The 26,619-nt window shown below is 73.3% G+C and carries 27 protein-coding genes; 14 read left to right on the forward strand and 13 right to left on the reverse strand.

Annotation, left to right across the window (positions count from 1 at the left end):
• Positions 1-64 precede the first annotated feature (64 nt).
• From ACIRD3_RS29770 to ACIRD3_RS29780, 3 genes are all read right to left on the reverse strand, one after another.
• Complete coding sequence (locus ACIRD3_RS29770) at positions 65-496, reverse strand: ester cyclase (protein ID WP_402222807.1); 432 nt, start codon at positions 494-496, stop codon at positions 65-67.
• Between the two features lie 196 nt (positions 497-692).
• A complete protein-coding gene (locus ACIRD3_RS29775) occupies positions 693-1,055 on the reverse strand; it encodes a hypothetical protein (protein ID WP_402222809.1) in 363 nt (120 codons plus the stop codon).
• A gap of 665 nt (positions 1,056-1,720) precedes the next feature.
• A complete protein-coding gene (locus ACIRD3_RS29780) occupies positions 1,721-2,983 on the reverse strand; it encodes an MFS transporter (RefSeq protein ID WP_402222810.1) in 1,263 nt (420 codons plus the stop codon).
• 97 nt (positions 2,984-3,080) lie between these two features.
• Here ACIRD3_RS29780 and ACIRD3_RS29785 point away from each other — a divergent pair, with 97 nt between their 5' ends.
• The 4 genes from ACIRD3_RS29785 (at position 3,081) to ACIRD3_RS29800 (ending at position 6,231) form a co-directional block, all read left to right on the forward strand.
• Entirely contained in the window at positions 3,081-3,965 is an 885-nt protein-coding gene (locus ACIRD3_RS29785; protein ID WP_402222811.1) for a winged helix-turn-helix transcriptional regulator, read from the forward strand.
• A gap of 119 nt (positions 3,966-4,084) precedes the next feature.
• The gene (locus ACIRD3_RS29790; RefSeq protein WP_402222813.1) at positions 4,085-4,762 is read left to right on the forward strand and encodes a helix-turn-helix transcriptional regulator; all 678 of its coding nucleotides are present in this window, start codon (positions 4,085-4,087) and stop codon (positions 4,760-4,762) included.
• Positions 4,763-4,794: 32 nt separating this feature from the next.
• The gene (locus tag ACIRD3_RS29795; protein WP_402222815.1) at positions 4,795-5,307 is read left to right on the forward strand and encodes a DUF3291 domain-containing protein; all 513 of its coding nucleotides are present in this window, start codon (positions 4,795-4,797) and stop codon (positions 5,305-5,307) included.
• 414 nt (positions 5,308-5,721) lie between these two features.
• Positions 5,722-6,231 (forward strand): AAA family ATPase, encoded by a 510-nt coding sequence (locus tag ACIRD3_RS29800; RefSeq protein ID WP_402222817.1) that lies wholly within the window; start codon positions 5,722-5,724, stop codon positions 6,229-6,231.
• Between the two features lie 495 nt (positions 6,232-6,726).
• Here the strand turns inward: ACIRD3_RS29800 and ACIRD3_RS29805 are convergent, their stop codons facing one another.
• Entirely contained in the window at positions 6,727-8,106 is a 1,380-nt protein-coding gene (locus tag ACIRD3_RS29805; protein ID WP_402222819.1) for a histidine-type phosphatase, read from the reverse strand.
• Between the two features lie 213 nt (positions 8,107-8,319).
• Positions 8,320-8,955, reverse strand: coding sequence for a hypothetical protein (locus ACIRD3_RS29810; protein WP_402222821.1), 636 nt, complete (start codon positions 8,953-8,955; stop codon positions 8,320-8,322).
• A gap of 179 nt (positions 8,956-9,134) precedes the next feature.
• On the opposite strand from ACIRD3_RS29810, the gene ACIRD3_RS29815 reads away from it, so the two are divergent.
• Together ACIRD3_RS29815 and ACIRD3_RS29820 are read left to right on the forward strand one after the other, a co-directional pair.
• Positions 9,135-9,851: a hypothetical protein gene (locus ACIRD3_RS29815; RefSeq protein ID WP_402222822.1), complete on the forward strand. Its 717-nt coding sequence runs from the start codon at positions 9,135-9,137 to the stop codon at positions 9,849-9,851.
• Positions 9,848-11,167 carry a nucleotidyl transferase AbiEii/AbiGii toxin family protein gene (locus ACIRD3_RS29820; protein WP_402222824.1) on the forward strand — a complete coding sequence of 440 codons (1,320 nt, stop codon included), beginning with the start codon at positions 9,848-9,850 and terminating at the stop codon, positions 11,165-11,167. Before ACIRD3_RS29815 ends, ACIRD3_RS29820 begins: the two co-directional genes overlap by 4 nt.
• 70 nt (positions 11,168-11,237) lie before the next feature.
• Here the strand turns inward: ACIRD3_RS29820 and ACIRD3_RS29825 are convergent, their stop codons facing one another.
• Positions 11,238-12,221, reverse strand: coding sequence for a GlxA family transcriptional regulator (locus ACIRD3_RS29825; RefSeq protein ID WP_402222826.1), 984 nt, complete (start codon positions 12,219-12,221; stop codon positions 11,238-11,240).
• Between the two features lie 159 nt (positions 12,222-12,380).
• Here ACIRD3_RS29825 and ACIRD3_RS29830 point away from each other — a divergent pair, with 159 nt between their 5' ends.
• Both ACIRD3_RS29830 and ACIRD3_RS29835 read left to right on the forward strand, forming a co-directional pair.
• On the forward strand, positions 12,381-13,331 hold the full coding sequence (locus ACIRD3_RS29830) for an NADP-dependent oxidoreductase (protein WP_402222828.1): 951 nt from the start codon (positions 12,381-12,383) through the stop codon (positions 13,329-13,331).
• A gap of 48 nt (positions 13,332-13,379) precedes the next feature.
• Positions 13,380-14,843 (forward strand): MFS transporter, encoded by a 1,464-nt coding sequence (locus tag ACIRD3_RS29835; protein ID WP_402222830.1) that lies wholly within the window; start codon positions 13,380-13,382, stop codon positions 14,841-14,843.
• Between the two features lie 99 nt (positions 14,844-14,942).
• Here ACIRD3_RS29835 and ACIRD3_RS29840 read toward each other — a convergent pair whose 3' ends face one another.
• Both ACIRD3_RS29840 and ACIRD3_RS29845 read right to left on the reverse strand, forming a co-directional pair.
• Positions 14,943-15,242: a hypothetical protein gene (locus ACIRD3_RS29840; protein WP_402222832.1), complete on the reverse strand. Its 300-nt coding sequence runs from the start codon at positions 15,240-15,242 to the stop codon at positions 14,943-14,945.
• Entirely contained in the window at positions 15,239-16,393 is a 1,155-nt protein-coding gene (locus tag ACIRD3_RS29845; protein ID WP_402222833.1) for an anion permease, read from the reverse strand. The genes ACIRD3_RS29840 and ACIRD3_RS29845 overlap by 4 nt, the downstream gene beginning before the upstream one ends.
• Positions 16,394-16,674: 281 nt before the next feature.
• On the opposite strand from ACIRD3_RS29845, the gene ACIRD3_RS29850 reads away from it, so the two are divergent.
• From ACIRD3_RS29850 to ACIRD3_RS29860, 3 genes are all read left to right on the forward strand, one after another.
• Positions 16,675-17,199 carry a SigE family RNA polymerase sigma factor gene (locus ACIRD3_RS29850; protein ID WP_402222834.1) on the forward strand — a complete coding sequence of 175 codons (525 nt, stop codon included), beginning with the start codon at positions 16,675-16,677 and terminating at the stop codon, positions 17,197-17,199.
• On the forward strand, positions 17,186-18,109 hold the full coding sequence (locus tag ACIRD3_RS29855; RefSeq protein WP_402222835.1) for a hypothetical protein: 924 nt from the start codon (positions 17,186-17,188) through the stop codon (positions 18,107-18,109). The genes ACIRD3_RS29850 and ACIRD3_RS29855 overlap by 14 nt, the downstream gene beginning before the upstream one ends.
• Positions 18,110-18,220: 111 nt before the next feature.
• Entirely contained in the window at positions 18,221-18,916 is a 696-nt protein-coding gene (locus tag ACIRD3_RS29860) for an alpha/beta fold hydrolase (RefSeq protein ID WP_402222837.1), read from the forward strand.
• 210 nt (positions 18,917-19,126) lie between these two features.
• Here ACIRD3_RS29860 and ACIRD3_RS29865 read toward each other — a convergent pair whose 3' ends face one another.
• Positions 19,127-19,819 carry an ester cyclase gene (locus ACIRD3_RS29865; RefSeq protein WP_402222839.1) on the reverse strand — a complete coding sequence of 231 codons (693 nt, stop codon included), beginning with the start codon at positions 19,817-19,819 and terminating at the stop codon, positions 19,127-19,129.
• A 337-nt stretch (positions 19,820-20,156) separates the two neighbouring features.
• Entirely contained in the window at positions 20,157-20,456 is a 300-nt protein-coding gene (locus ACIRD3_RS29870) for a hypothetical protein (RefSeq protein ID WP_402222841.1), read from the reverse strand.
• A 274-nt stretch (positions 20,457-20,730) separates the two neighbouring features.
• Here ACIRD3_RS29870 and ACIRD3_RS29875 point away from each other — a divergent pair, with 274 nt between their 5' ends.
• The 3 genes from ACIRD3_RS29875 to ACIRD3_RS29885 are packed head-to-tail and all read left to right on the forward strand — an operon-like array spanning position 20,731 to position 23,716.
• The gene (locus ACIRD3_RS29875; protein ID WP_402223014.1) at positions 20,731-22,443 is read left to right on the forward strand and encodes an MFS transporter; all 1,713 of its coding nucleotides are present in this window, start codon (positions 20,731-20,733) and stop codon (positions 22,441-22,443) included.
• Positions 22,440-22,937 (forward strand): MarR family winged helix-turn-helix transcriptional regulator, encoded by a 498-nt coding sequence (locus ACIRD3_RS29880; protein ID WP_402222842.1) that lies wholly within the window; start codon positions 22,440-22,442, stop codon positions 22,935-22,937. The genes ACIRD3_RS29875 and ACIRD3_RS29880 overlap by 4 nt, the downstream gene beginning before the upstream one ends.
• Positions 22,938-22,978: 41 nt before the next feature.
• On the forward strand, positions 22,979-23,716 hold the full coding sequence (locus tag ACIRD3_RS29885) for a hypothetical protein (RefSeq protein ID WP_402222843.1): 738 nt from the start codon (positions 22,979-22,981) through the stop codon (positions 23,714-23,716).
• A 28-nt stretch (positions 23,717-23,744) separates the two neighbouring features.
• On the opposite strand, the gene ACIRD3_RS29890 is transcribed toward ACIRD3_RS29885, so the two are convergent.
• The 3 genes from ACIRD3_RS29890 to ACIRD3_RS29900 all read right to left on the reverse strand — a co-directional run bounded on the left by ACIRD3_RS29890 (position 23,745) and on the right by ACIRD3_RS29900 (position 26,547).
• Positions 23,745-25,019 (reverse strand): NAD(P)/FAD-dependent oxidoreductase, encoded by a 1,275-nt coding sequence (locus ACIRD3_RS29890; protein ID WP_402222845.1) that lies wholly within the window; start codon positions 25,017-25,019, stop codon positions 23,745-23,747.
• Positions 25,016-25,213, reverse strand: a complete 198-nt coding sequence (locus ACIRD3_RS29895; protein WP_402222846.1) for a ferredoxin — start codon at positions 25,211-25,213, stop codon at positions 25,016-25,018. Before ACIRD3_RS29895 ends, ACIRD3_RS29890 begins: the two co-directional genes overlap by 4 nt.
• 134 nt (positions 25,214-25,347) lie before the next feature.
• Positions 25,348-26,547 carry a cytochrome P450 gene (locus ACIRD3_RS29900; RefSeq protein WP_402222848.1) on the reverse strand — a complete coding sequence of 400 codons (1,200 nt, stop codon included), beginning with the start codon at positions 26,545-26,547 and terminating at the stop codon, positions 25,348-25,350.
• Positions 26,548-26,619: the final 72 nt, after the last annotated feature.

Consider the following 26,619-nt stretch of genomic DNA (forward strand, 5'->3'; position numbering starts at 1 on the left):
GGCCGGGGGGATTGCAGGCCGACCCCGCGGTGACGACCAGATGGTCACCGAAGCGGAGCGTGCCCTACTCGGCCGGTCCGGAGCGGGGCGGGATGATGCCGATCTGTTGGAGCAGGCCGAGTTCGTCCTTGTCGGACCACTTCTCGGCGAGCCTGCCGTTCTCGATCCGGTGGATCACCACCGCGGTCATGTTCATCGGGTTTCCGGTCGCGGGAGCTCCGGGGAGGTCGCCGCGGTGGACTCCGGTGGCGGTCAGCCGGGTCACCACTTTGTCGCCCTCGGCGATCTGATCCTCGATTCGGTGGGTGCCCGGGGTGGCGTCCCAGAACAGCCGGAACGCCTCCTTGAGCCCTTCCCGGCCCGGCGAGACCGGGAAGGGCGGCGGGTGGTGGTCGAGGTAGTCGTCGGCGACGAGTTCGTCCATGGCGTCCAGGTTGCCGGCGTCGATCTCCTGGTAGAAGCGTCGGACCAGGCTCTTGTTGTCTTCTGTCGACATGGCCGAAAGCGTGGCGTTCACGCGGTGAGCCGTCCGTCCGGCACGCCGGATCAGCAGGGGCTTCACCCGGACGCAGTGTCCGGCGGTAATTCTCCGCGGTCTGCCTCATGAAAGCCGCTCTGCCCGCCGGCAGGACTGGCGGGCAGACGGTGTGCCCTTGTGGGCCGGTGGCCTCACGGGGCGGATCGGGTGGAACCTATTCGCGGGACCTGCGGGAGTTTGCCAGGTAGATCAACCGCCAGGCGCGGCCGGGCCAGCTGTCGTCCGGCGGTCCGAGATGGACCTGGGACTCGATGAGGACCCTCCCTTCGAGAATCGCATCCAGGTCGAACTCGATGTCCTCGATGTCCTCCTCGAATTCAGGAGAGTTCCTTGCTATCGAGAAGTGCAGGACGATCCGGTCGGGGGCGGCTTGAACCGCGATTGCGTTGACGTTCTCGGTGATCAGGCCGAGGGTCGCCTGCAGGGCTTGGAGGACGACGTCGTCTTCGCGGCCCGAGTAGCCCGGGTGGTCCGAGTGGTCCGAGTGGTTCGTGTGGTTCGTGTGGTCCAACGTCACGGGGTCCAATTCTGACTGGTCGGGGCGATGCTGGGCTTCGCCGTCCCCTTGATCATGAATCCGCGCCGCCCGGGTGCTGTTGTGCTGCGGGCGCGCGGCCGACCGGCGGGGCCTGACCGGGCGAACATCGGAGATCGAGTGAACACTCCGCATCCGTGGGGTGTCAGCGAGTATCGAAAAGGCGCGCCCTGAGGACATCACGTCCGCTGACCACGTATGTCCTGCGCGTGGCGTTCGACCCACGTGAAGAACTCGCTCGAGGCGGATCGCGGTGCAGTGCAGGGGATAGGGGTTCGTCATAGCCGGTGAATCGGACCGCCGGACTCGAAGTCACGCCCAGCAGCGCATCGGATGCCATCGCGCCACCGGCCGGGCGACCACTGACCTGGGACCGGGCCCGGCTACGCTGCCCCCGGGGCGCCCGCCGGACCCGGGACGCACAACCACGGGCCATCGCCGCCGGGCGTCCTTGCCGAAGCGGGCAGGAATCTATAAACCACCCGTTGACCTGCTCTCATGTCACCGAACGCACGGCCCGGTCACAGCGCGGGCAGACGTAGCGGGCGAGATCGGGCGGGCCGAGGCGGGAGCGGGCGGCGGTCGGATATGGGATCCCGGATGTCCTGCGGACGGCCGATGGACTGTGGGTCATGTGGTGCCGCCGGTCAGGTCAGTTCGCGCGCCCGGCGGACGGGGCCGGTGAGCAGGATGACGGGCGAGGCCGCGCTGGCGAGCGCGAACGCGAGCAGCGCGGTGCGCGTGTCCCAGGCGGAGGCGGCGGCGCCGGCGGTGAGGGCGCCGACCGGGATGGCGCCCCAGGAGACGAACCGTACGGTGGCCATCACGCGGGGCAGCAGGTCCGGCGGGGTGTGTGTCTGGCGGTGGGTCCGGGTGACGATGCTGAAGATCACCACGCCCCCGGAGAACCCGGCGTTGCCGACGGCGAAGACCAGCGTGGCCCAGCCCGACCCGGCCAGCGGCAGCAGGACGGCGAACGCGGCGGCGAGGGCGGCCGCCCAACGCACCGCGCCGGCGCTGCCGACCCGGGAGACGACGCGAGGGGTGAGGGCGGCGCCGAGCAGGCTGCCGAGGCCGCCGGTGGCCATCAGAGCGCCGACCGCGGCGGCCGGCGCGTCGAGGGTACGGACCAGGAACACCGGGGTGAGGGTCATCAGCCCGCCGCAGACGAAGTTGACGGCGGTGGCCGAGGCGACGCACGGCCGGATCAGCGGGTGCCGGGCGACGAACCGCCAGCCCTCGCGGATCTGTTCGCGCATGCCGGTGTCGCCCTCGCGGCCGCGCGGCGTCCGCTCGCCGCGCGGCAGGCTGCGCAGCAGCGCCGCGGAGATCAGGTAGCTGGCCGTGTCCAGCAGCATCGAGCCGGCGCCGCCGAGGAGTTGGACGAGAACACCGCCCAGGGACGGCCCCGCGAGGTCGGTCGCCGCGTGGCTGGCGGAGTCCAGGCTGTTGCGGGATGTGAGCTGTTCCCTGGGGACGACGGCGGGCAGGAAGGCGGAGTTCCCGACGTCGAAGACGACGTTGGCGAGGCCGACCACCAGCGCCACCGCCACCAGCTGCGGCATGCCCAGCACACCGAGGGCGGCCGCGAGCGGCACCGAGGCGACGGCAGCGGCGCGCACCAGGTCCATCGCGACCTGCAGACCGCGCAGCGGCAGACGCTGGACGAGGACGCCGGCCGGCAGGCCGATCAGCAGCCAGGCGACGAAGGAGGCGCCCGTGAGCAGGCCGACCTCGAAGGCCGAGGCGTGCAGGGCGACCACGGCGATCAGCGGCAGGGCCACCGTCGTCACCTGGCTGCCGAGCCGGCTGACCGTCGAGGCCGTCCAGTAGCGCCAGAACAGCCCCGCGCCGTCCGGCCGTACCGCTTGGGCCACGTCCGCTGTGTCCGCCGCTGTTCTGGTCGCCATGCCTGCCGCCCCGTGTCCCTGAGCCCGCCGGGTGAGTCCGGCGCGTGCGTCGACGAGTGAGTGAGTTCCTATTGGGAACTCACTATAATCGACCATCATGCGGCACCATCAAGCGGCGGACCCGGACTGCGCCGTCTCCCAGGCCCTGGCCGTCGTCGGGGACACCTGGACGCTGCTCCTGATCAGGGACGTCGCCGGCGGCATGCACCGGTTCGACGAACTGCAGAACGCGCTCGGCATCAGCCGCAAGGTGCTCACCGAACGCCTCAAGGCCCTCGTCGCCGACCAGGTGCTGGAGAAGCGGCTCTACCATCCGCACCCGCCGCGCTACGAGTACCACCTGACGGAGCGCGGGCGCGCGCTGCTGCCCGTCCTGGTCGCCCTCCAGGACTGGGGCGACCGGTACGTCCTCGGCGACGGCACGCTCTCCGCCACCAGCGCCGCCGACTCCGCCGAGAGCCGCAGGGTGACGGCGCTGATCGGCCACCGCCTGCCCGCCCTGGACCTCGCCACCGCTTCCGGAGGCCGGACGGACCCGGTCGCGGCCGACCGCGCCTGGACGGTGCTCTACTGCTACCCCGGCGCCTACGCGCCCGGCAGCGCGGGCCACCCACCCGGCTGGGGCGAGATTCCGGGCGCGGCCGGCTGCACGCTGGAGTCGTGCACCTACCGTGACCGGATGGGGGAGTTCACCTCCAGGGGCGCGGCCGTCTACGGCGTCAGCACCCAACGCCCGGACCAGCTCGCGGCGTTCGGCGAGCACGCGCGTATCCCTTTCCCGCTGCTGTCCGACGCCGGGCTGGAACTGGCCGCGGCCCTGCGGCTGCCCACCTTCCGCGCCGCGGGCGCCGAACGCCTCAAGCGGCTCACCCTGGTCCTCGACGCCGACCGCACCGTCCGGGGCGTCCTCTACCCGGTCGCCGACCCGGCCGGCTCGGTCGAGGACGCCCTGGCGATCCTCGACGGCCTCGCGGCCCGCTGAGGCGAAGGCGCCGCCGGCGTGCAGGGCGGGGTCGGACGCCTACCGCACCGGCCGCTACTGACGGGTCTCCCAAGGGCCTTCCTTCTATCTCCAACGTGTGTTGTTCCTAGAATGGCTGGATGGAAGACATCGACGCGATCGCGGCGTTGCGGGATCCGGTGCGGCGCCGTCTGTACGAGTACGTCGCGGCGCAGGGGCGCGAGGTCGGCCGCAATGAGGCTGCCGAGGCGACCGGGGTGGCGCGCACGCTGGCCGCGCACCACCTGGACAAGCTGGCCGAGGCCGGACTGCTGGAGGTCGGCAGCCGCCGCCTGACGGACCGTTCGGGCCCGGGTGCCGGCCGTCCCGCCAAGGTGTACGCGCGGGTGCGCGCCGAGCGGTCGGTCTCCCTGCCCGCCCGCGACTACCGCACCGCGGCCGAGCTGCTCGCCGAGGCGGCCGAGCAGGCCGGGCTGGACGCCGGGCTCCGCTCGGCCGCGCGTCGCCGGGGCGAGGCCCTGCGCGGCTCGTCCGCGCCCTGCGGCGGTCTCGAGGAGGCCGTGGACCTGCTCGCAGCCCGCGGGTACGAACCGCGCATGGAGGACGCCGACGGGGCGGCAGGGGGCGCACGCGTCGTCCGCATGCGCAACTGCCCCTTCCATGCGGTCGCCGAACGCTTCCCGCCGCTGGTCTGCGGCATGAACCTCGCGTTGCTGGAGGGGCTGCTCGGGGCGGACGGTCCCGTCCGCGCCCGCATGGACGCCCGGCCGGGGGAGTGCTGTGTGGTGGTCGAGAATTCTAAAAACAATGCTGATTGACATAGAAAACGGGGCCGTGCTGGGATGAGGCCATGACCTCGACCGTGCCCGCCTTCCACCTCGCCCAGCTCAACGTCGCCACGCTCCGCTTCCCCCTCGACGACCCGCGCATCGCACCGTTCGTCGACATGCTCGACCCGGTCAACGCCGCCGCCGACGGCACGCCCGGCTTCGTCTGGCGGCTCGCGGAGGAGGGGGCTGCCGATGCGACCGGGCTGCGCCCGGCGGGCGAGGACGTCATCGTCAACATGTCGGTGTGGGAGACCCAGGAGGCGCTGTGGGACTTTACCTACCGCAGCGGCCACCTGGAGGTGATGCGGCAGCGCCGGGACTGGTTCGAACGGCACGTCGAGGCGCACCTGGTGCTCTGGTGGGTCCCCGCCGGCCACCTGCCGACCGTCGACGAGGCACTGGAGCGGCTCGCGGACCTTCGGGCGCACGGGCCGTCCCCCCGCGCGTTCACCTTCACCTCCTCGTACACCGCGGCCGAGGCCCTCCAGCACCCACAGGGCACCCCGCCCACGCGAGCTGGAGCGGTCAACTGATCCACGGGTCCTGGTGATCGGTCATGGGGCCCGCTCGACCGGCCGCTGCGGTGGCCGGGCCCGCTGAAGAACGGCTGGCGGCCGCGGGCGCCAGCGCCGGACGGGACCGGGGTGTCACGGCCGTGATCGGTTCCCGGACCAAGGACTCGACCAGGCCGCGGCCGACGGACTCTTTCAGAGCCGGGAACTCCGCCTCCGCCGGGCTGAACGCACTGCTGCAGCCCCCGAACCAGGCCCACCGCCAGGGCACCGGCGTCCACGCCGCTCGCCCCACCAGCAGGTGGCGCGGCTGCTGGAGATCACCGGAGCCGACCAGGTGCCTCCCGTCGAGCGGGACGCGCCCCCACCCGTCCGCCTCGTCTAACACAGTGGGCGCATTGCCCCCGCCCTGAAGCTGGTCGACGATAGGCGCCTATGAGTGCTGTCCAGATCGCAGGCTGTTCTGGCGCCGGGAAGTCCACGGTCGCAGCCATGTTGGCCCGTCGAGGCCTGGTATCCATCGACGCCGACGCCGACCCGTTGCTTGCCCGGTTCGTTGATCCTAGCGGCGCAGCTGTGGCGAAACAGCCGACATGGGATCCGGCCCGCTTGGACGAACTGATTCGGGCCGCCGCGCCGGCGACTCTGTATGTCTGTAGCGGTGCGGACAACCAGCAAGCTGTCGCCGACCGCTTCACTCAGGTGTTCTTGCTGGAGATCGACGAGCCGACGATGCTGGCACGACTGGATACGCGCCAGGAGCATCACGACTGGGGCCGCATCGGGGAAACTCGCGAGTACCTGCGTCACAAGCTGACGGTATTGCAAGACCACCTGCGCTCATCGGGTGCGATCGTCATCGACGCCAGGCGGCCCCTCGACCAGGTGGTGGACGCGATCCTGTGCCGTACGCTGCCAATACCGCCGCAGTCCCGGCCAAGCTGAGGTGCCGACCCGAGCCCGAACCCGGCTTGTTCACCCAGCCCTGGCGGTACAGGCCCGCAACCGGCCCACCTCACCCAAGCCCAGCCCCGAAACGGACAATCGTTTGCGAACCGCCCACTGAGACTGTGCTGCCAGGCCTCTCATCAGGCCCTGTCGGCTCTGCCCCAGCGTTTGAACGACGAATCCGTCGCCGTCTCGCCGAGGCTGTTTTTGGGCAGACATCCGCGCCCAGCGGCACTTACTTCGGGGCCAACACTGCCGATTCGGCCATTGCTGTTACTCATAGTCCGTGGCCGTGAATAGAAGCGCAGCTAGAAACGCGGTTTCACTCCGCCGGTCCGTTGTCGGGCCCTGCCCGTTTGTGGCCGACCGGCGGGCCGTCCCGTTGTGCCGCGGTTCGGCCGGGCGGCCGCCCTGCGCGTGTACCGGCCGGCCCGCGCGCGATGGACAGCTCCAGCTGACGGCCCGGCGGGGGAGCGGGGCGGGCAGGGGCCTTCAGCCGTGGGCGAGGCAGCGCTTGAGCTCGTCGAGGTCGTAGAAGTGGCTGCCCCGGCTGACGGGCGTGCAGGAGGGCCCGAAGGCGGTCTCCCGCTCGTTGTAGAGCATCCGCACCAGGTAGGTCGCCGGCCGGCCGTCGGCGGGCGTGTTCGCGAACAGGTCCCACTGGATGTTCGCGGCCATCGGCGCGACCTCGGCGCCGCGCCACGGGTTGTTCCGGTAGGAGTACGGCTCCCCGGACCCGGCGGGTTCGGCGGGCTCGGTGCTGCCGGGCAGGCCCATGAGGGCGGCGAGCGGCTCGATCTCCTCGGCGTGGGTGAAGCGCAGGACGGCGCCCTTGTCGCTGGAGCCGTCCGCCTTCGCGGTGGCCTGGGCGAGGAGGTCGTCGAGCAGCACGCCGGCCATCTTGTAGGTGATCGTGCGGCCGCCGAAGGCCGGGCCCTTCTGGTAGAACTCCTCGGCGTCGTCCAGGTAGGCGAACCACCGGGCGTCGCGCGGGGCGAGGAAGCGGGTGAGGTCGACGTCCGGTGCCTCGACGCTCAAATCGGGTGCCGAGGCGAACAGTTGGTAGAGCGAGCGGGCGAAGGAGATCTGGTCGGCAGTCGGCAGCGCGGTGGCGAAGTCGTCCTGGAACAGGCGCGCGACGACGTGCTGCGCCGCCTCGGCGGTGCGCGGGTCGGCGTCGATCGTCGCGAGGACCGCGGCCAGATCGGGGTCGCTCGCCAGGTACGCCTGGTAGTCGGCGTTCTGCGGCTGCTTGTGGAAGTACAGCAGGTTCCTGTCGGTCACCGGCGGCTTGATCAGGCCCGCCAGCGCCGGATCCCCTTCAGTCAGACCGCCGGTGAAGGCACCGGCACTCGCCACGGCCCGCGCCACGCCCGAGGTCTCGACGACGACGGGCTCGTGCTCGGCGGCGATCTTCTCGAACAGGGAGGGCAGGCGCTGCTCCATGCGCAGCGCGGTCTGCCGGTGCTCCTGCGCCCCGCGCGCGGAGAGGTTGCCGAAGCCGAGGCCCGAGGCCGCGTCCAGCAGCGAGCGCACCTGCGGGCCCAGATCCTCGCCGAGACCGGTGAGGGCGTCCTGCGCCTCGCCCTTGCGCAGCAGGGCGAGCACGGCCTCGCCGTCCTTGCCGTCCGACATGGCCCGGGAGCCGTGCCGGGCGACGTTCTCGGTGAACACCGGGCTGAAGCCCCTGGGCGGGCGCTGGTAGTGGTTCGCACTCTCCGGCGGCGCGTAGGGGGTCTTGGTGCCGTACAGGTCCCGGCCGGCGTGCCGCGCGGTGACCGTCTCCCGGGCGGAAGCGGTTCCTGCGGTGTACAGCACGCCGACGGCCAGGGAGGCGGCCATGGCGACGGAGAGCGGAGCGGTGCGCTTCAACGCGGGTCCTTCGGTCGCAGCGGACTACCGGTCGGTAGCCTCGGTCGCCCCGCAGGCTCGCGCAGCGACGGGAACCACCGCTGACACCGGGCGGTGGACGGGATGAAGGACGGCCGAACGGCATGCGACGGCGCCCGGAGGGGAGCGCTCCCCTCGATTGTCCCGCGCGCGCGGGCCGGTGTCGAAGGCGGGGCCGGCGGACTCCTGGACGGGCTACTCCTCGAACCAGACGACCAGACGGACGTTCCGCTCGCCGTGGACCTCGGCCAGCGCGCGCATGACGCTCCACACCGGCTGCCACGAGCCCGTGGCGGGGACGGCGTCGCAGCGGCGGTCGCGTTCTGCTCGGAAGACCCAGGTGCCGGTGTCCCATTCGGTGCCCTCCGCCCAGAGCTCGCCCACGCGGTCGGGGTCGGCGGTCAGGGTGTTGACGCCGCTCGCCCGTCCGAACGCCCGGCTCCAGTCCGACCGCCGGACCGGTTCGAGGTCGCCGTCCGGCAGCCGTCGGTACCGCGCGATCCGGGTGGCCGGGGGGATCGCCGGCTCGTCCCAGTCGATGGCGAGGACCTCGGTCCAGTCCAGCCAGCTGGCGGCGAACGCGCTGTCGCCCCAGCGGGCGTGCTCGGCACGGGTGTTCTCCGAGGCGTCGGGCGGCAGGCCGCGGTCGGCCGCGACCGGCCGCCAGTGGCGGCCGAGGTCCCGGACGCCGAAGAGGCAGGCGAAGGCCTCGTAGTCCCGGGTCATCCCGAGCATGGACAGCTCGATCGCCGAGTACCACGCCGTCTCCTCGACCCCGAGGCCCGGACCCCAGGTGCGGCACTCCACGAATCCATGAACGGTCGTTCCCATGGCGGGATCATGCCGGGTCCGAACCGGGCCGCGCACACGACTTTCGCCCGCCCGTCAGGGGCGGCGCGTTGTCGGTGGGGCCTGGCAGGATGCCGCCCATGCTCGCCATCTGTCCTGATGAACGCCGTGATGAACGCCCCGACCGGACCGCTCCTCCCGATGTCCGGGGTGACTTCGAGGTGCACCTGACCGTGGGGCCGGGGGCCGCCGAGGCGCTGGCCGGGTGGGCCGAGGGCCGCGGCCTGAAGTTCACCCACATCCTGCTGGCACGTGGGGTGGCCCCCTCGCAGCCGATGCTCACGCTGCGCGCCGACGGCACGCTGGCGGAGGTCGCCGCGGAGGCCTCCCGGGTCACCGGCCGGCTGGGGAGGGCCGGCTTCACCGTGCTGCGGGCGAAGATCGAGGCCGCGCCGTGGGCGGAGGGCGTCCCGGCCTCGGACGAGGACGCCGTCGCGCACGGCGCCGGACGCTACTTCGAGCACCACGTCAAGCTGCTGCTCCCGGGCGCGGATCCCACGGGTTCGACGGATCCCACGGGTTCGGCGGATCCCGCGCGTTCGACGGGTCCTGCGGACCGCACGGATTCCACAGGTTCCACGGACGGCCTCGCCCGGCTCGCCGTCCGGCACGGTGCGCACCTGTCGCGCAATCCGCGCCGTGTGCGGGAGGACGGCCGGCGCGAGTGGTTCGTGACGCAGCGGTGCCGCCTGGTCGGTCTGGACACCGCGGGCCGCCGGCTGGCGGCGCTGCTGGGGGAGCTCGCCGCCGAGGGCCGCGAGGTGGTGTCGGTGGAACGCGAGTTCGTCGTGGTGGACAGTGACGAGGCCCTGGACGCGGGGTGGATGACCGAGCACGCGCACGGTGCCGGGCCGTACGGAGAGGAAGACGCGAGATGACCGAGGACCAGTCCCAGGCGCCGGTGGCGTGGGAGGAACTGCAGTACGGGCCGTGGCAGGGCGTCGTGCTGCCCAAGCAGCCCCCCTCGGAGGAGGTCCGCGAGGACCGGGACCTGCCGAGGAGCATCCGGCCGATCGACGACGAGGCGGTCAGCCAGCAGCCGGTCTTCGACCCCGCGCTCGCCGGGTACAGCATGGCCCTGCGGCCCAGCGAGCCCGCCTTCGCCGACCCGCAGCTCGCCGAACGCTGGCTCGCCGCGCGGCGCGAGGCGCTGAACACCGCGCTGTCCGCCGTCGCCGGGTCGCCCTGGGCCGAGCACCTGGTGCTGCGCGGGAGCATCCTGCTGCGCGCCTGGTACGGCGAGGCGGCGCGGGAGCCGGGGGACCTGGACTTCGTGGTCCGGCCGACCGACTGGACGCTGGAGGACGCGCGCACGGACCGGATGTTCGAGGAGCTCGCCGCCGGCGCCGAACGGCTCTCGGGCACGGTGCGTCTGCACGCCGACCAGGCGGTCAGTGACGAGATCTGGACGTACAGCAGGGTCCCCGGGCGCAGGCTCGTCCTGCCCTGGTCGGCGCCGGGCGTCCCGGGCGGGACGGTCCAGCTCGACTTCGTCTTCACCGAGCACCTGCCCGTCCCGCCGCAGTCCTACCGGCTGCCCGGCGTCGGCGGCGCGCTGCTCGGGGCCACCCCGCAGCTCTCCCTCGCCTGGAAGATCCTCTGGTTGGTCTCGGACAACCACCCGCAGGGCAAGGACCTCTACGACGCCGTCCTGCTCTCGCGCACCGCCGAGGTGCCGTACGAGCTGCTGCGCCAGGTCTTCGTCCAGTCCGACGAGAACTGGTCGCGCTGGCCGGTCCTCCCGGAGCAGATCGGCGGGATCCACGTCGACTGGGACGAATTCGCCAAGGACCACGCGCAGTTCGCCGAGCCCGTCGAGGAGTACCCGGGCCAGCTGCTCTCCGCGCTGCGCCCCACCTTCGGCGAACTCGGCGAGTACGAGCTGCGCGCCCGCTGGTTGGCCCCGATGACCGAGGAGCTACGGAAGGTGCTGGCGGACGAGGGCATGGCGGAGGTCCAGGAGCGGTTCCGCCAGCGGTACGTGACGCCGGAGAACTCCCTGGTGATCACCCGGGAGCTGCTCGGCGGCGACCTCGACGGCGCCCGCCGTACCATCGGCGACCACCTCGGCAGCAGCCTCGGCGGCGGCGCGGAACGGATGACCCGCAAGCTCGCGGAGGCCGCCGGGCGCTACGCCGCGGAGCTCGACGGCGGCAGCCCCTCCGGTGGCCCCTCCGGTGGCGCCGACAGCTGACCCCGGGCCGGCTCCGCCTGCCGGAGCCCTGGGCTCAGCACCGCTTCTCTGCGGTGCTGAGCCCTTCCCATCAGGGCCGGAGGGCGGTCTCCCGGCCCTGGAAGGTGCGGCGGTACGCGGCGGGGGAGACGCCGATGGCGGCGGCCAGGTGCTGGCGCAGGGAGGAGGCGCTGCCGAACCCGGCGCGCTCGGCGACCCGGTCCACCGGGAGGTCGCTGGACTCCAGGAGCCGGCGGGCGAGTTCGAGCCGCTGCGAGGTCAGCCACTGGCCGGGGGTCTGGCCGGTCTCGGCGAGGAAGCGGCGGCTGAAGGTGCGCACGCTCATGCCCGCCCGGGTGGCGAACTCGGTGAGCTGGATGGGCTGGTGGAGCTGACGGAGGGCCCACTCGCGGGCCCCGGCGGTGTCACTGCCGACCGCCTCGGGGACGGGGTGGGCGATGTACTGGGCCTGTCCGCCGTCACGCCAGGGCGGGACGACGCATGCCCGGGCGACCCGGTTGGCGACCTCGCTGCCGTGGTCGTGGCGGATCAGGTGCAGACAGAGGTCCATCCCGGCGGCGGCGCCGGCCGAGGTGAGGACGTCGCCGTCGTCCACGTAGAGCACGTCGGGGTCGAGCGGGGTCCGCGGGTAGCGGCGGCGGAAGCGCTCGGCGTGCGCCCAGTGGGTGGTGGCCGGCCGGCCGTCGAGCAGTCCGGCGGCGGCGAGGATGAAGGAGGCGGTGCAGATGGACACCAGGCGGGTGCCGGGCCGTATCCGGGCCAGCGCGGCGGTGACCGGTTCGGGGAGCGGGTCGTCGTCACTGATCGGCTCCGCGGTGGCCGCCACGATCAGGGTGTCGGCGCTGGCGATGACGCTCGCGTCATGGGCGACGGCGATGGAGAAGTCCTGGCTGGTGGGCACCGGCCGGCCGTCCGGGGTGCAGGTGAGCACCTCGTAGAGCGGCCGGCGGTCCGGGCCGAGCGCGAGGCCGAACGCCTTGCCGGGGATGCCGAGTTCGAAGGGGACGACGCCCGGGAGGGCGAGGACGACGACGCGGTGCACGGGTCGCTGCATGGCCAGATCCTCTCACTTGGTGGCCATCTGGCCACTCGTTTCGCGAAATCGACGGCGGGAGGCTGTCGGTCGAACGCGAAACGCGAACGCGAACACGGGTGTGAAACGCGAACACGGACGCGACCGCGAACGCGACGACGAGACGGGGAGTGGAACGGGATGGCGGAGAAGATGCTGGCCGTGGCCTTCGAGGAGCCGGGCGGACCGGAGGTCCTGAAGGTCGTGGAACGCGAGCGGCCGGTCCCCGGCCCGGCGGAGGTCCTGGTCCGGGTGCACGCCGCCGGCGTCAACCCGGTGGACTGGAAGACCCGGGCGGTCGGCGCCCTGTACCTCCCGGGTGACGGCGTCGTCGGGTGGGACGTCTCGGGCGTGGTGGAGGACGTCGGCCTGGGCGTGACGATCTTCCGGCCGGGCGACGAGGTGTACGGCATGCCGGGCTTCCCGCGGATGGTCGGCGGCTACGCGCAGTACGTGGCCGCCCCGGCACGTCACTTCGCCCCCAAGCCGGCCGGCCTCGACCACGTGCGGGCGGCGGCCCTGCCCCTGGCCGCGCTGACGGCCTGGCAGGCCCTGGTGGACACGGCGGACCTGCGCGCGGGACAGCGGGTCCTGGTGCACGCCGCGGCCGGTGGCGTGGGCCACCTGGCGGTGCAGATCGCCAAGGCGTACGGCGCGTACGTCATCGGCACGGCCGGCCCGGCCAAGCACGACTTCGTCCGGGGCCTGGGAGCGGACGAGATGATCGACTACACGGCGGTCGACTTCGCCTCGGCGGTCTCCGAGGTGGACGTGGTGATCGACGCGATCGCCGGGGACTACCAGGAGCGCTCGCTGGCGGTGCTGCGGGACGGCGGCACGCTGATCACCCTCTCGGCCCGCCAGAGCGCGGCGCTCACCGCGGCCGCGACGGCCCGGTCGATCCGCTCGGGCTTCATGCTGGTCGAGCCCGACCGGCGGGCGCTGCTGGCCGTCACGGACCTGGTCGAGACCGGCCGGCTCGACGTCCACGTGGACGCCGTCTTCCCGCTGGCCGAGGCCGCCAGGGCCCACGAACTCGGTGAAACCGGCCGGACCACGGGGAAGTTGGTGCTCACCGTCGACCACCCCTGACGAACTCCGAACGCCCCCCGACGAGCACAGCGAACGAGGTCTCCCACCGTGGCAAGCACCCACCAGCGGACAGCCGGTCCGTCGACGGTCACCGCGAATCCCGACACCATCCCCTGGACGACGATGGCGGTCGTCCTGGCCGCCCTGTTCATGGCGGTCCTCGACTCCTTCATCGTGGTGGTCGCCGGCCCCGCGATCGAGGTGGACCTGCGGGCGTCCGCCGGCGACGTCCAGTGGATCCTGGCCGGCTACCAGTTGAGCTACGCGGTCTTCATCATCACGGCCACCCGCCTGGCCGACCTGTACGGGCGCAAGCGGATCTTCCTACTCGGGGTGGCCCTGTTCACCCTGGCATCGATCGCCTGCGCGCTGTCCCCGGACGCGGGCGGTCTGATCGCCGCGCGGGTCGCCCAGGGCCTCGGCGCAGCCCTGATGGTCCCCCAGGTGTTCGCCTACGTCACGGTGCTGGTGCCGGCGGCGCGACGGCACAGCGTGTACGGCGTGCTCGGCGTCGTCATGGGGCTGGCCACCATCGGCGGGCAGCTCGTCGGTGGACTGCTGATCGGCGCCGACCTCTTCGGATCCGGCTGGCGCCTGGTCTTCTGGGTGAACGTGCCGATCGGGCTCGCCCTGTTCCTGCTCGCCCTGCGCCACGTGCCGCGGACGGGCCCGGCGGCCACCCGCGGACTGGACCTGCCCGGTGTCGTGGTGCTGAGCGCGGCGCTGTTCCTCCTGGTGCTGCCGCTGATCCAGGGCCAGGAGGCGGGCTGGCCCCGGTGGGTGTGGGCCTGCTTCGCGGGCAGTGCGGTCGCGTTCGGTCTGTTCGTCGCGGTCGAGCGGCGCCTGGAGCGCCGGGGCGGGGACCCGCTCGTCCCCCTGACGCTGTTCCGCCAGCGCTCCTTCTCGCTCGGGCTCGTGCTGGTCCTCGCCCTGTACGCGCTGATCTACTCGTACTACCTGGCGCTGTCGGTGACGATGCAGCAGGGCCTCGGCCTCTCTGCGCTCGGGGCAGGCCTGGTCCACGCGCCCGCGGCCGCCGCGTTCTTCGTGTTCAGCCTGGTGGCGAGCCGGACCGTCCCGAGGTACGGACGGCGGGTGCTGGAGATCGGGTCGGTGGTCCTTGCGGCCGGCTACCTGGCGACCGGCCTGCTGTTGGTGTCCGGCCCCCGGATCACCCCGCTGCTGGTGATCCCGACCCTGGTCCTGCAGAGCGTCGGCGGCGGACTGGTCATCACACCGGCGCTCAACACGGTGCTCAGCCGGGTCGAGCCGGAGTCGGCCGGGGTGGCCTCGGGGGTGCTGTCCACCGCCCAGCAGTGCGGGGGAGCGCTGGGCGTGGCGGTCGTCGGGGCGGTCTTCTTCGGGTCGTTCCACCCGGCGGCCGCGGCCGAGGGCCGGGTCGCCGCCGCGGGCCACGCCTTCGCCGTCGCGTCCTTCGCGGTGTTCGCGATCGCCGTCCTCGCGGGCGTCGTCGTCCTCCTGCTGCCGAAGGCGCCGTCCGCCCGGCCGTGAACTCGGACGAGTGGGGCGGCCGCCCGGACGTCCACCGCCCGGACGTCCAGCGCGCCCGGGCGTTCGGGCGGCTGGGCCGATCCGCCCCGGTGGGCGCGGTCAGCTGTGGTCGACGATGACGAAGATGCCCCAGCCGATCGCGGCGAGCACCACGGCGAAGCACATCACGGCGACGGCGTAGCCGCCCACCCCGGGGTGGGCGGCTCCTACGGGTCCGGTTCCTGCGGGTCCGGTTCCTGCCGGTCCGGTCTCTGTGGGTCCGGTCCCTGCCGGCCCGGTCCCGCTCGGTGGCACGAGGGCGCGCACGCCGATGGCGAACAGCGCGGGCAGGCCGGCGCCGGCGAGCAGGCCGACCACGATGATCTTCCAGAGCGCGTGCAGGTCGATCCAGGACTTCACAGGGTCACCTCGTCGGAGGGAGGCGGAGGGACGATCGAGCCGGTCCAGGCGGCGTTGACGTTCTCCGGGGTCACGGCGGGGTGGCGGGAGACGACGAAGAAGGCGAGCGAGGCCAGCACCAGGATGAGGAAGACGACCACCACCCCGGCGGTGCCGCCGATCCCGTCGGCGACCCAGTAGGCCAGTGCCCCGACCAGGCCCGCGGCCGGGAGGGTGAGCAGCCAGGCCGCCACCATGCGGTTGGCGATGTTCCACCGGACGACCGCGCCCTTCTTGCCGACCCCGGCACCGAGGATCGACCCGGTGGCGACGTGCGTGGTGGACAGCGAGTAGCCGAAGTCGGTGGAGGAGAGGATGACGGCGGCCGAGGCCGACTCGCTGGCCATCCCCTGCGGCGGTTCGATCTCCACCAGGCCCTTGCCCAGCGCCCTGATGACCCGCCAGCCGCCGATGTAGGTGCCCAGGGCGATGGCCACGGCGCAGGAGGTGATCACCCAGGTCGGGGCCTTGGCCCCGGCGCTCAGCGTGCCGTTGGCGATCAGGGCCAGGGTGATGACGCCCATGGTCTTCTGCGCGTCGTTGGTGCCGTGGGCGAGCGAGACCATGCAGGCCGAGCCGATCTGACCGGTCCGGAAGCCGCGGGTGCGGGGGCCCTCGGCGACGTCGCGGGTGAGGCGGTAGACGAGGAAGGTGCCGATCGCGGAGATCGTGCCGGCGATGACCGGTGACAGGGCGGCCGGCACGATCACCTTGGAGACCAGGCCGTGCCACTTGACGGCGGAGGTGCCGGCCGCCGCCATCGTCGCCCCGACCACCCCGCCGATCAGCGCGTGCGAGGAGCTGGACGGGATCCCGAAGTACCAGGTCGTCAGGTTCCACAGGATGCTGCCGGTCAGGCCCGCCATGACGACGGTCAGCGTCACGTCGTGGCTCTGTACCAGGCCGCTGGCGATCGTCGCGGCGACCGCCGTCGACAGGAAGGCGCCCACCAGGTTCAGCACCGCCGAGACGGCGACCGCGACGCGCGGAGGGAGGGCTCCGGTGACGATCGAGGTGGCCATGGCGTTGCCGGTGTCGTGGAACCCGTTGGTGAAGTCGAAAGCCAGCGCGGTGGCCACCACCAGCGCCAGAACCACGTCGTTGCTGGTCACGGGAACGAACCTAGCCTGAGGGCCGCTGCCGCCCCCGTCCCCGGCCCCCCGGACGGGGGAGGCGCCGCGGGGGATCATCCGTTCGGACCAATCGACCGGCGAGGTGTCCCGGGGTGCGCCGGACGGCCCCCGGAAGGGTGGCCGTATCTTCGAGCCGGCAGGCAACCCGGGACGCCCCCCACCGCGTCGAGCAGCCGTGAGAGCAACGACGAGACCGCGGTCCGACCGGCCGCTGCGGCAGATGGGAACGGCACGGACACCATGGCGGGGACGACGGCAGGATGACGAACGCGACACCACCGGACTTCGAGGAGTTCGTCGCCGGCGCCGGCCCGAAGCTCCTGCGGGTGGCCTGGCTGCTGACCGGCGACCCGCACCAGGCCGAGGACCTGCTGCAGACGGCACTCGCCAAGGTCTGGCCCAAGTGGCGGCAGATCGCGCCCGACCGGCCCGAGGCGTACCTGCGGAAGGTCATGGTGAACTGCCACGTCTCCTGGTGGCGGCGGCGCTGGACCGGGGAGCTGCCGCACGGCGAACTGCCGGAGCCGCCGCCGGTGGCGGACCCGTTCGACGGGGTGGTGCTCGGCCAGGTGGTCGCCGAGGCCGTCCGCTCCCTGGCGCCCCGTCAACGGGCCGTGGTGGTGCTCCGCTTCTTCGAGGACCTCAGCGTCGAGGAGACCGCCGAGGCGCTGCGCTGCAGCACGGGCACCGTCAAGAGCCAGACGCACCGGGCGCTCGCCCTGCTGCGCGGCCGGCTTCCGGCCCGGGAACTCCTGCTGGAGGGGGGACGCCGTGAGGGGAACTGACCTTCTCGACCCGGACGGGCCGACCGGCGAGGGGCGCGACGAGGAGGAGCTGCGGATCCTGCTCCGGGACGCCGTTCCGGTCCTGGCCTCGCCGGACGACCGGATGGAACGCGTCCTCGCCCGCGTCGACCGGGCCAAGCGCCGGCGCCGGGCCGCCGGGCTCGCGGCCGGGCTGGGCGCCGGACTCGCCGCCGCCGTCCTGGCCGCCGCGCCCGCGCTCGCACCCGGGCGGGGAGCGGAGCCACCGGCCGGGTCGCTCTCCGCGGCGGCGCAGACCCCCGCGGTGTCTCCTTCGGCCTCTCCGTCGCCCTCGGTCGATCCGGTGCCGCCGGTCGATCCGGTGCCGCCGGTCGCGCCGGTGCCGTCCGTGCCGTCCGTGCCGTCGGGAGGGGTGTCCGGAGGGGCGTCAGGCTCCCCCGGCACGTCGGCCGGGACGGTCTTCTTCCCGCTGTTCCCGGTGATGTTCGTCGACGCGCCGGCGGACTGGCACGCGGTGGCCACCCCGGCCCTCGACTCCGCGGGGCGCTTCGGCTACCTCGCCACCCAGCCGTTCGACCGGGCGCCGACCTGCGTGGAGGGCGCCGTCGGCTGTTCCGTCCCGCTGCGACTGGCCGACGGTGGCGCGGTGCTCACCTTCCGCCTGGTGGACCCGGCGCTGGTCGACAAGGCCGGCTGGGACCAGACCGGGCTCGTCGAAACCGGGCCCGACAAGGAGTGCGAGGGCTTCGGCGGTACCCGTCGGCAGTTCGGCGTGCGCACCATCGTCGAGGGCAGCCCGCGCGCGGTGGTCGAGATGACGGCCTGCCTGCGGCAACCGTCCGACGAGACGCTGCGGCAGGTGCAGCGGGTGTACGACTCCACCCGGCCCAGCCCGACGCTCAGCCGCTCGCCGTACGCCACGGGCGACTGAGCCGCTTCCGGTTCCCCGCCGGACCGAACGGGTCGGCGCGGCTTCGGCGAGCATGGGGGAACAGAGCGGGGCCGCCGCCGGCCCCGCTCACCGAAGCGGACGGGCGGGTCGATGAGGGTCGTGTTCGTGCACGGGGCGTGCGTACGGGACGGGTCGTGGTGGTGGCACCGCACCGCAGGGCTGCTGGCGGAGCGGGGGGTGCCGAGCGTGGCCCCGGCGCTGCCGAGCTGCGGCGAGACGGGCCGGCCGGCGGGTGTCGACGGTCCCGGGCTGCCCGAGGACGTCGCCGCGGTGCGGCAGGTCCTGGGGGACGGCGACGAGCCGACCGTCGTGGTCGCCCACAGCTACGGCGGCATCGTCACCGCGGAGGCCGCCGCGGGCATCGGGTCGGTCCGTCACCTGGTGCTGGTCTCCAGCTACCTGCCCGAGGCCGGACAGAGCCTGTCGGACTTCGGGCCCGGCGGCCCCGCGCCGTTCCTCGACGTCGACCCCGCGGCGGGGACCTTCGGCGTCCGCCCCGAGCTGCTGGTGGACACCTTCCTGCAGGACTGCGACCCCGAGGACCAGGCGCGGGCGGCCGACCACCTGGCCCGGCAGAGCGTCCGGGTGACCGGGCAGCCGGTCGGGGCGGCCGCCTGGCAGCAGGTGCCCTCGACGTACCTGGTCTGCGCCCGGGACCGGGGCACCCCGGCGGAGCGGCAGCGGGGGTTCGCCCGCCGGGCCGGTCGCGTCGTCGAGCTGGACGCCGGCCACCACCCCTTCCTGTCCCGGCCTGCCGAGGTCCGGGACCTGCTGCTGGGTCTGTGACCCACGCGCCGGCAGTGACCCACGGCAGCGGCGGGGAGGACACCGCACGGGCTGTGGCGCATGTTCTCGGGGCGGTCCACGGATTCGCCCCACGCGACGGCAGCCTGGGCGGTGGAGAGGAAGACCCAGTGCTCCCCGGGGACGGCGGCGTCGAGGTCCGGCGTCGCACCGGTGCGGCTGAGCGTCCGGCCAGGCCCGTCGTACCAGCGGTCAGCCGGGCATCATTCCCATCTGCTTCATCATGGCGACGGCGTCCCAGCTCCACCAGCCTTCCTTGGCCTGGCCGTTCTCGAACCGCCAGATCGTCATGCCGGAGGACTCGATCGTCTTGTTGCTGGCCGGGATGCCCATGTACTCGCCGATGTGCGTAGCGCGCCAGATCCAGCGGGTGGCGACCTGGTCGCCCTCGGCGATCTGGCTCTGGATGTCGAAGGTGAAATCGAAGGCGCGGCGGTAGCCCTCGATCATCTGCCTGACGGCTGCGGGACCGACCGTGTCGCCGTCCATCGACGGGTCGTGGTCCCGGTAGTCGGGTGCGATCAGGTCGTCGATGACGGACATGTCCCCGCCCGCGGGTTCCAGCAGCAGTCGGCGGGCCGAGTCCTTGAGGAGCTGCTCGTCGCGGACCAGGTCCAGGTTGGTGAAGATGGGCGGCTCCTGGCACAGGGACACCATCTCGCGGAAGACCCGGTCGGTCTCCGGCAGGGCGGAGTTGCGCATCGCGGCCTCGTACGAGGGGAACTCGACGATCTCCACGACGTGCCGGGCGTCCTCCCGATCGGAGCCGACCATCGTGTGGGTCGCGGTTCGCTTGCCCTGGGTCTGTTCGATCCAGGTGTCCATCAGCCGGTTGAGCTCGTCCGGCCGCTCGGTGCGGCATTCGACGATCTGCACAAAGGTCATCGTGAAACCTCTCCCTCTGACACGCCTCGCCTGCCGACGGGGCGACTCCACTGTGCCCCGGGGTGGCACGCCGTGCTTCGGCGCCGAGGAGAGTCGGGCTACCAGGCCCCGCTTCCTCCGTGCGCCCCGGCGGGAGACAGCGGGCACCGCACCGCCGCACCGCGGAGAGAACGGCCATGAGGCCAGGCGTGGGAACCGGCTCCGCAGACAGCTGGCCGCGGTGGGGGGTGACCGGCGGGCTGTACACGCCCGGATCACACGCCCGGATCGCGGCTCGACCGAACCGGCCGGGCCGGAGCCCCGGGGCTCCCGCGGTCAGGCCCGCGTCAGCCCGGGCTCAGGCCGGGCGGTGGTGGGTGTGGCGGGTGGCGCCGAAGCCCGACTCGTGGTCCCACACGTGGGTGCAGGCGGGGCACTGGAGGTGGAGCAGGCTGCCGGTGTTGGAGAGCAGGTAGCGCCAGTGGTCGGCGCAGTTGCGGTCCTCGGCGCAGGCGGCGCAGCCCCGGGAGTCGTCGCAGCTCGGGCAGGCGCCCCAGGCGCGGCGGCCGAGGTCGGCCTGCGGGTCGATCGGCAGCAGGCCGATCCGGGGGGTGACCGGGCGGGTGGCGGCGGTGGCGGCGGTGCGCTTGCGGAACATGGACGCTGAATTTAGGTAAGCCTTGCCTAACTGTCAAGCGCGGGGTCCCTGTCGGGCGCCGGCGCGCACGCCCCCTGCCCCCCGCGCGCTCCCCGGGCCCTACCGCCCAGTCCCGCGATCGGCCTATCGTTAGCTAGCGCAAGCTATCGATTTCGCGATCCCCCTGTTCGATCCCCCGGGGGCCCGGCGGGCCCCGCACCAGGAGGCAGCGGTGGCGACTCGACTCCCCGACGGCGGCGGCCGGACCGGACGCGTCCGTCAGGTCCGCGGCGGCGTGGCACCGGATCACCCCCGGTACAGGTGGGTGGCGCTGTCGAACACCACCCTCGGCACGCTGGTCGCCACCATCAACGCGTCGATCGTGCTGATCTCACTGCCCGCGATCTTCAACGGCATCGGGCTGGACCCGCTGCGGCCCGGCAACGTCGGCTACCTGCTCTGGATGCTGATGGGGTACATGCTCGTCACCGCCGTCCTGGTGGTGACCCTCGGCCGGCTGGGCGACATCCACGGCCGGGTGCGGATCTACAACGCCGGGTTCCTGATCTTCACCCTCACCTCGGTGGCACTCGCGCTCGACCCGCTGGACGGCGGGGCGGGCGCGCTCTGGCTGATCGGTTGGCGGGTGGTGCAGGCGGTCGGCGGGTCGATGCTGATGGCGAACTCCGCCGCGATCATCACGGACGCGTTCCCGGCCAACCGCCGGGGCACCGCGCTGGGGGTGAACATCGTCGCGGGCATCGCCGGGTCCTTCATCGGCCTGGTGCTGGGCGGCCTGCTGGCCGAGTGGAACTGGCGGTCGATCTTCTGGGTCAACGTGCCGATCGGCGTCCTCGGGACCGTCTGGGCGTACCGCTCCCTGCGCGACACGGGCGTCCGGCGGCCCGCCCGGATCGACTGGTGGGGCAACGTCACCTTCGCGGTCGGCCTGACCGCCCTGCTGGCCGCGATCACCTACGGCATCCAACCGTACGGCGGCCACACCATGGGCTGGACCAACCCCTGGGTGCTGGCCGGGATGATCGGCGGGGCGGCGCTGCTGGCGGTCTTCTGCCTGGTCGAGTCCAGGGTCGCCGAGCCGATGTTCCCGCTGGAGCTCTTCCGTGACCCGGTCTTCACCGGCGGCAACGCGGCCACCCTGCTGGGCTCGATCGCCCGCGGCGGGCTCCAGTTCATGCTGATCATCTGGCTCCAGGGCATCTGGCTGCCGCTGCACGGCTACGACTACGCCGACACCCCGCTGTGGGCGGGCGTCTACCTCGTCCCGCTGACCGTCGGCTTCCTCGCCGCCGGACCGCTGTCCGGGTACCTCTCGGACCGCGCCGGAGCCCGGCTGTTCGCCTCCGGCGGGCTGGTGGTGATGGCGCTCTCCTTCGCCGGTCTCCTCCTGCTGCCCACCGACTTCGGCTACCCCTGGTTCGCCGTCCTGGTGTTCCTGAACGGCCTGGGCGGCGGCCTGTTCGCCGCGCCCAACACGTCGCTGATCATGTCGAGCGTGCCCGCGGAGGCGCGCGGCGCGGCCTCCGGCATGCGGGCCACCTTCCAGAACGCCGGGATGGTGCTCTCGATCGGCGTCTTCTTCTCGCTGATGGTGGCGGGCCTGGCGGGCTCGCTGCCGCACACCCTCACGGCAGGACTCACCGCGCAGGGCGTCCCCGCCGGCGACGCCGGGGCCATCGCCGCGCTGCCGCCGGTCGGCACCCTCTTCGCCGCCTTCCTCGGCTACAACCCGGTCCGGGAACTGCTCGGACCGCACGTGCTCGGGCAACTGCCGCCGGGCAACGCGCAGACGCTGACCGGCCGGGAGTTCTTCCCGCAGCTGATCTCCGGGCCCTTCCACGAGGGCCTGGTCGTGGTGTTCTGGCTGGCGATCGCCATGTCCCTGGTCGCGGCGGCCGCCTCGCTGGTCCGCGAACACCCCCGGTCGCCCGCCGCGGCCGAAGCCGCAGCCGCGGACCCGGCGCCGGCGAAGGCGGACGCGCCGTGACCGGGGCTGCGGGGGCTCGCGGTGGCCGCGACGGCGCGGGGCTGTCCGCCGAGGCGGTGGTCCGGCTGCGCCTGGTGATCGGCCGGCTCAACCGGCAGCTGACCCGCGCCTCCGGCCACCAGGACCTGACCGCCGCCCAGCTCTCCGCACTGGCCCGGGTGGAGCAGCACGGACCGCTGCGGCTGGGGGAGTTGGCGGCGCGCGAGGGGGTGACGGTGCCCTCCCTGGTCCGGACCCTCGCGCCGCTGACCGCCGGCGGGCTGATCGCCAGATCGCCGGACCCGCTGGACGGCCGCTCCCAACTCCTCACCCTGGCACCGCAGGGCGCGGAGGCGCTGGCCCGGATCCGCCGGGAACGCTCCGCCCTCCTGACCCGCCGCAGCACCCGGCTCAGCGCACGCCAGTGCCGCGAGCTGGAGGCGGCGCTGCCCCTGCTGGAGCTGCTGCTGGACGAACCCGAGGAACCCGAGGGGCCGGGGGAGCCCGCGCGGTAATCCGGGTGACAGCGGCGGGCCCGGTCGACCATCATCGGCCGGTGGCCGACACCGTGGACGTTCTGGAACTGCGCATCATCTGCCCGCCGACCGCCGAGATCGGGCTGGAGGTCCGCCCGATCATCGGCGGACGGGACGTGTTCGCCGACTCCCACTACCGGAGCGTCAGACCGAGGCAGCTGCTGGGGTCGGCCGGGCTGCTACGGGCCACCGCCGTCCCCCGCGAGGTCCGGATCGCCCGGACCGGATGCGTGGAGGAGTGCTGCGGCGCTGTTCACGTGACGATCAGACGCGAGGGGGAGCACGTGCTCTGGACGGACTGGCGCAATCCGATGGACCGGGATTTCCGCCTGGCCGACTGCCGGTTCTCCGCCGCCCAGTACGACGCCGAGGTCGCCCGGGCCGAGGCGGACCGCAGGTGGCAGTGGCCCGGCGCCGTGGTCGCCGACCTGCTCGAAGCGAAGCTGACGGGAGACGGCAGCGGGCTGGCCGCATGGGACTGCGAGCTCGAAGCGATCTGGGACAGTTGGAAGGAACCCGGCTGGATCGACGTCGTGCTGCGCCATCCCCGCGACCGTGACGAGCGCGGGGAGGACTGGCTCCAGTTCGGGATCAGGCTGCCGATCTCCGCGGACGACCCGGTCGGCCAGGCGGAGCACCTCGAAGCCCGCCTGACCGCCGAAGATCCGCGTGCCACGGCTCAGGTCTGGGGTGGTTCGCAGACGGCCGCCGAGACGTTGGGCTACCGCTGGCCGCCGGAGTACCCCTGGGACGCGTGAGCACGACCTCCTCGCAGGTGCGGACGCCTCAGGCCGGGACGCCTTGCCCCGGGACGCCTTGCCCCGGGACGCCTTGCCCCGGGACGCCCTGCCCCGGGACGCCCTGGATCGGGACGCCTTGCCAGGGGCCGGACTCCGCGACCTGTGCGCGCAGCTGTCGCAGGGCGCGGGCGGAGGCGATGCCCACCGCGCCGACCACCAGGCCGTCCCGTACGCAGGCCCCGGCGAAGCGGCGCTCCGCGAGGCTGCCGTCGACGACCTCGAAGCGGTCGGCTCCGCCCGGCGTGCCGAAGGCCTGGACCCGTAGCCCGTACTGGTCGGTCCACAGGTACGGGACCGGCTCGTACGCCTGGCGCGCGCCGCTCTGGCCCGCCAGCAGGTTCCGGGCGACGCACAGGGCCTGCTCGGTGGCGTTGGTGCGCTGTTCGAGACGGCGCCGGCGTCCGGTGCGGGGGTCGGGCCAGGAGGCGGCGTCGCCCGCCGCCCATACGCCGGGGCCCGCGGCGCAGTGGGCGTCGCAGACCACGCCGTCGTCGAGCCGTAGGCCGCTGCCGTCCAGCCACTCGGTGTCCGGTACGGAGCCGACGGCCATCAGTACGACGTCGGCCGCCAGTTCGCCGCCGTCGGCGAGGCGCACCCCGGCGGCCCGGTCGCCGCGGCGCACGACCGCGGTGGCGGCGCCTCGGTGGATCCGCACCCCGTGCTCGCGGTGCAGGCCGGTCAGCAGCGCGGCCGGCTCGGTGCCCAGCACCGCGGCCAGGGGCGTGCCGGTGGACACCAGCCAGGTCACCTCGGCGCCGAGTCCGACGGCGGTGGCCGCCGCCTCCGCACCGAGCAGTCCGCCGCCGACCACCAACAGCCGGGTGCCCGGGCGCAGTTCGGCGCGCAGCGCGAGCGCGTCGGCGAGCGTGCGCAGCACGTGGGCGCCGGGCGTGCCGGGCTCACCGCCCGGTAGCCGGCGCGGCCGCACGCCGGTGGCCAGGACGACGGCCTCGGCCCGGACCAGCCGGCCGTCGGACAGCCGCACCGCCCGCTCGCGCCGGTCGAGGTGCTCGGCCCGTACCCCCAGGCGCAGGTCGAGCCCGAGCTCGGCCAGCGCCTGCGGCCCGCGCAGTGCCAGGCGCGGGGCCTCCCACTGCCCGGCGAGCAGCTGTTTGGACAGCGGCGGGCGGTCGTACGGCGGTTCCTCCTCGGCGCCGATCAGGGTGAGGCGGCCGTCGTACCCGGCGCGGCGCAGCGCCTCGGCGGTGTGCAGTCCCGCCGCGCCGGTCCCCACGACGGCCACCGAGCGCGGTGCGCTCACGCCTCGTCCAGCCGGATCGCGGCGGCCGGGCAGACCGCGGCGGCGTCCCGGACGGCCTGGTGGGACTGCGCCGGGGGCTGGGCGTCGAGCAGGACGACGATGCCGTCCTCGTCGCGCTGGTCGAAGACCTCGGGCGCGGCGAGCACGCAGTGACCGGCGCCGCAGCACTTCTCCTGGTCGATCCGGATGAGCATGGGGTTCCTCTCGGGACGCGGCAGGCGCGGCCTGCCGGGCGTGAACTGGGCTGGGGCGATGGGCGGTTGCGGCCCGCCCGGGCCGGGCGGGCCGGTTCGCGGCGCCGGGCCGGGCGTCGCGAACCGGGCGCCGGCTACCAGGCGACGGGCAGCTCGTGGACGCCGTAGACGAGCATCTCGTCGCGGAAGCGGACGTCCTCGAACGGGACGGCCAGGCGCAGGCCGGGCAGCCGTCGCAGGACGGTGTCCAGCGCGATCTGCAGTTCCAGCCGGGCGAGCGGTTGTCCCAGGCACTGGTGGACGCCGAAGCCGAAGGCCAGGTGCAGCCGGGCGTCGCGGGCGAGATCGAGGCCGTCGCCGTCCGGGAACGCGTGCTCGTCCCGGTTGGCGGCGCTGATCATGCAGATGACGCCCTCCCCGGCCGCGATCCGCACGCCGCCGACGGTGACGTCCTCGGTGGCGACCCTGGTCAGGCCGGAGTGCACGATGGTCAGGTAGCGCAGCAGTTCCTCGACCGCGCCGGGGACGGCCTCCGGGTGGGCGCGCAGGTGGGCGAGCTGGTCGGGGTTCCGCAGCAGGGCCAGGACGGAGAGCGCGGTCATGTTCGCCGTGGTCTCGTGCCCGGCCACCAGCAGCAGGCGCCCCATCGCGCCGATCTCCTCGGAGTCCAGCTCGCCGCGCTGCACCAGCCGGCTCAGGATGCCGTCGTCGGGCTCGGCCCGCTTGGCCTCGGTGAGCCCCACCAGGTAGTCGGCCAGTCTCCGCTGGGCGGCCTCCACCTCCTCGGCCGTGGACTCGTTGTGCAGCAGGATCCGGCTGCACTGCTGAAAGAAGTCGTGGTCCTGGTACGGGACACCGAGCAGCAGGCAGATGACGAGGGAGGGCAGCGGCAGGGCGAACTCGCGGACCAGGTCGGCGCTGTCGCGCCCGGCGGTCATCCGGTCCAGCAGGTCGTCGGCGATCCGCTGGATCTCCGGGCGCAGCGCCTCGACCTTCTTGATCATGAACTCGCCGGTGAGCATCCGGCGCAGCCGGGTGTGCTCCTGGCCGTCCATCCGGATGAAGGTGCGCCGGCCGCTGCTCAGCTGCCGGGCGCCGGCGCTGATGAACGGGAAGCCGGGGCGGGTGGCGTCCGAGCTGAAGCGGGGGTCGCCGAGCACCGCCTTGATGTCCTGGTGACGGGTGATCAGCCAGCTGGGGGCGCCGTCCCAGAGCGAGACACGGCTGACCGGCTCCTCCTGCTGGGCCTGTCGGTAGGCGGGCGGCGGGTCGAACGGGCAGCCGCCGCGGGCGGCGGGGTGGGTGAACCGGGGGGTCTGAGCGGCGGTGGCCATCATGGGCTCCCTTCTCGGAGCGTCGGCTGCCGACGGCGTCGGGCGGGTGGGCCCGGTGACGCCGCGGAGCAG

This window comes from Kitasatospora sp. NPDC093550 (genome assembly GCF_044764985.1).
Taxonomy (GTDB): Bacteria; Actinomycetota; Actinomycetes; order Streptomycetales; family Streptomycetaceae; genus Kitasatospora.